Genomic DNA, 4,115 nt, shown 5'->3' with positions numbered 1-4,115 from the left:
TCATTTTTGTAAAATCCGCACTACACAAATCTGTTACGATTAGCTTATTAGAAGAATCCATTACTGACAACGCACCTATAGAACCGCTCAACAAACCTTTTATATCCCTCTTCATTTGTTCATAGTCATTGTCAAAAGCAAAATAATGCGCATGCCAATTAGAGAAAAATACCGTAAAGCTTCCACCTAGTTCTATATCCAATGTTTCATTACTATATGGATTCTTAATGACTAGCATAAAACTAAACCTGCCCAAGTACTCATAACCATTATCTGCTCTCGTATATACATAAACCTCATAATCGCTTAAGAATTTAAGTAAATCTTCCTTTACCGATTTCACGTTAGTGCAATCTACTTTTTCAGTATAAACATCCACATATTATCCCCCAATTACACAATCTAATTCACCACCGTAATTAATTTTATAAATCAATTAGAATGAAATCTACTAAAATCAGTTTCTAGGTAACATTGAAATTGCTCTTTGCAATATTCTTCTTTTTCGCCAGTATCTTTGTTTTTTCTGTTTCCATTGAACCAAATCACATGCTTACCAGTATTTTTTCCTGTTTTATTAGTATAACACTCACGCAGAAATTCCTCCGAAGACATTATCCACATCATTTCCATACGTTCAGAATAAAATATAAAATAATAATTTTTCTGTGGTTCATGCGAAATAGCTGCAAAGAGTGCTGCATCTCCATCATTAACTTCCATTGACCTTGCTTTTATCTGGACTTCTATGTATGTTCCATCTTCTTTTTTAATTACACAATCAACACCGTGATCATCTACAAGAGGTACATACACATCCAATCCTTCCATTAGCATCTTGCCAATAAGCATATATTCGATTCGCTTACCAAAGCCAGCAGAATGCCTAAACGATACTCCCAACAAAATCCCTCCATTAAATATGCCTAAAGTGATTTTCGTGATTCATTTCACTCCCGGAAACGAATTCACATACTTGATTTTGATATCCGGAAAGCTGTCTACGAACTGAACGGTGAAGTCTTCCCCGCTTTCCACGAACTTCCACTCACCTATATCATCCGGAAATGACTCAACCACCTTCACCTTGAGGTCAGGAAAAGAATCCACTACCTTGACTTTGATATCGGCAAAATGCTCCACAACCTTCACCCTGCCACATAGTTTGATACCTTTGTAGTAACCATCCTGATTGATGGCAGATGCCGCCATAGCTGGAATTGTCATGGCAACCAGAAGAATAATCGTGAATATTATGGGCAGTTTTTTCATGTCCAGTCACCTCCACAAATATCAATTTCGCTAGTACAACCATAAATCCTGCTTTCATAACCATTTTGCACACCCTGCAAACGGCGTTCCCCTATTTGCAACCCCCTCGTAGCTATGGCACCACAAATCCCTGCCTATATCCTTCCCCCCCTCTGCTTATGCAGCTCCCCCACAACAACACAAAGACCTCGAAGCCCTTATTTCATAGGGGTTCGAGGTCTTTGTGCCTTTATGTACTTGTATCAGATAAGCCATGATTTTGTCATAAATGGAAAAAGCAGGTTCCCCCTCCTTGTCTTTGGTCACAATACGCGTGATAAGCTCCGAAACCGCCTGTGGCGTGTAGAACTCCCCCGCCTTCTTGCCCGAGCCAGCGGCAAACTGGCCAATCAAAAACTCATACGCATCGCCAAGCGCATCCGCGCCATACTGCGTGAAATCAATATGCGCCAGCTCCTTCATCACATCGGAAAGCATCGCATTGCGCTTCGCTGGCGTCGTTCCCAGGCTCTTGGAATCAATATCGAAATCCTCGAACAAATCCTCATAGAGCTTCTGCCCGCGGATAGCCTCACCCCCCTGCTCAATATCCCGCATCGCCTGCCGCAAATGGTCGGTAGTAAAGGTCTTGTTGTTGATTTCATTATATAAAGCCGTAAAAGTATACTGCGGCTCAATCGCAAAGCTGTAATTTTCCTCCAGCTCCGCCTTCAAATCCTCCCAATCCTCACTCTGCCGCGCTTCCTCATAAAGCAGCTGCGCCTCATCCAAACTCTCCGGCTTACGATCCTCCAGCAAATCCACCACCGCATAAAGCTGACGGTCAGATAGATACTTATAGAAAATCATGCCGAGCAAATAATCCTTGTATTCATCCGCACTCATCGTGCTGCGCATAACATTAGCGGCATTCCAAAGCGCCTGATTCAATTCCTGTGATGCCATATCTCTATCATCCCTTGCCTTAATTAATCAGAATCTTGTACCATTGGTATATATTATACTAAATTTATCCATTGTTTTCAAAAAATCTCTTTCTATTAGTAGTACGACATATAGGCTTCTGCATATCATCATTATGATGTTCTCTACCTCATTCTTTTGTTTGTGTCTTTTCCTTTATATGATATTGAATGCCATTCCTCCTGCAAAAACTTATAACCATTTCTGCACATTCATTATAAAAGTTCTTACTATCTTTATACTCAGAAATTATTTTACTATAATTTGTCCTACCAAAAATAATTTTATCTGCAAAACTGACTGCTTCAAGAAGTTCTCCAAGATTTTGATTAATTAGATTCGGCGTTGGATATGGTTCTATGCTCACCCAAGTTTTACAACCCATATCATGCAATGCCCTCAATGCCAACAGTCTTTCTTCATATGGTGCCGCTCCCGGTTCCATTTTCTTCCTATATTCTTCATCCAAAGAAATCAAAGTTATCCCATATTCGTTCTCACTATATAGATTTCTAAGTTCAATTGGCAACAACCCTTTTGTGAGAATACAACATTTTATATTATCAGCATTCAATCTTCGTATAGCTGCCAAGCTCATTTTTTCAATCTCTGGGTATCCATACATAAAAGGGTCTGTAGTAAAACAAAGCTGTACAGATTCAATTTTATTTTTTAACTTTGGTATTTCATCATCCAATAGTTTCAGTGTATTAGATACTAGAATCGGATGACACCAGTCTTCATATGTTCCAATTTGACCAAATCGTCTTTTCATTAGATATGCATAGCAAGGATATTTACAGCCATGTGAACAGCCGAATACATGATTCATTGTATAATCACCATATTCAACACCTGTTTTATATAGCATACTCTTCCTTTCTATGTATCCTGAAACTTTCATCTTTTCACCCACTTTATTGACACCGTTCTCCCTCGCCCTTCTGTCATATAAGTTGATGGTCTTCCTTTTTCCGTCCACGCGTTACTTCTCATGACCTCAAGCCATCCATCCCGTATCAGCTTTTTTAGAGTTTTATTTATATCGCCCCTTTTACATATCGCACCATATTCCATAAAAAATAGTGCTTGTGCTTCAGTAAGAGACATCCATTGGTTATACTGTGAAAAATGTTTTTTCACACAATCACGTATTATACATTCATCTATGATTTGATTATTATAATCCTCTTGAAACAGCGTCATCTGCCCCTCGTTCTGAATATCTTTCAAAAGGTTCAAACGATTACATATATTATCAGCCATTAAAACACAGCCAGCCGAATGATTTGTAGCATGAATCATTCTATATTTCGGATGTTGAGTATTTTTGATACGAATCGGCATATTCAAAACATATTTATAATTTTTTCTCAACCTCTGACAATATTGTTTAGAAAAGGACTCTTCCGCCTGATAACCATCGAGCTCGCCACGTTTATACCTCTTTATAATATTCTTCCAATAGTCACCACCAGCTATACGATTTAATGCTTCTATAGATTTATCCGTTGCATCTAACACAGTAGGATTATATTCAACAAGTTCATCAAAAAAACTAGTATCACTAAGCGTATAGTTTGTCCCTAAGGCATTACATGCCTCTCGGATAAAGCCAAAGGAATTCATATTTATAAGTAATTCTATTGTGTTAAACCGACCACTAGCAAAGGAATCAAACTTCAAACAATCAAGAGCCTTTATACCATATGGGTCGATATATAAGAATACATTACACCCCGTCTTAGATTTTAAGAAATCATCTATCACATCTTCATAGGCACCAGCAACCACTTGTACTCCTGAATACTCACGCAGATTTGTTTCTAAATCACTTGAATAATTTAAATCGATAAATGCAGCTTCAAATTGGACATCTC

6 protein-coding genes are annotated in these 4,115 nt (G+C 38.3%); all 6 read right to left on the bottom strand.

The annotated features are described in order from the left end of the window. A partial coding sequence (locus tag FZ041_RS14195; protein WP_222931178.1) for a hypothetical protein occupies positions 1–379 on the bottom strand: 379 nt, incomplete at its 3' end. Between the two features lie 53 nt (positions 380–432). Continuing rightward, complete coding sequence (locus FZ041_RS14190) at positions 433–903, bottom strand: hypothetical protein (RefSeq protein WP_143142197.1); 471 nt, start codon at positions 901–903, stop codon at positions 433–435. A 42-nt stretch (positions 904–945) separates the two neighbouring features. Continuing rightward, the gene (locus FZ041_RS14185) at positions 946–1,272 is read right to left on the bottom strand and encodes a 7(1) septoil knot domain-containing protein (protein ID WP_149190043.1); all 327 of its coding nucleotides are present in this window, start codon (positions 1,270–1,272) and stop codon (positions 946–948) included. Between the two features lie 156 nt (positions 1,273–1,428). Further along, complete coding sequence (locus FZ041_RS14180; protein WP_255449456.1) at positions 1,429–2,217, bottom strand: type I restriction-modification system subunit M N-terminal domain-containing protein; 789 nt, start codon at positions 2,215–2,217, stop codon at positions 1,429–1,431. A 148-nt stretch (positions 2,218–2,365) separates the two neighbouring features. After that, positions 2,366–3,151, bottom strand: coding sequence for a radical SAM protein (locus FZ041_RS14175; RefSeq protein ID WP_255449452.1), 786 nt, complete (start codon positions 3,149–3,151; stop codon positions 2,366–2,368). Next, positions 3,136–4,115, bottom strand: a 980-nt coding sequence (locus tag FZ041_RS14495) for a class I SAM-dependent methyltransferase (RefSeq protein WP_187626397.1), incomplete at its 5' end; no start/stop codon positions are given. The genes FZ041_RS14175 and FZ041_RS14495, both read right to left, overlap by 16 nt.

Origin of the sequence: Pseudoselenomonas caprae, assembly GCF_008271345.1 — a bacterium.
Lineage (GTDB): Bacteria > Bacillota > Negativicutes > Selenomonadales > Selenomonadaceae > Selenomonas_A > Selenomonas_A caprae.
Note: the sequence above shows the minus strand (reverse complement) of the source record. Positions and strands in the feature narration are given on the sequence as shown.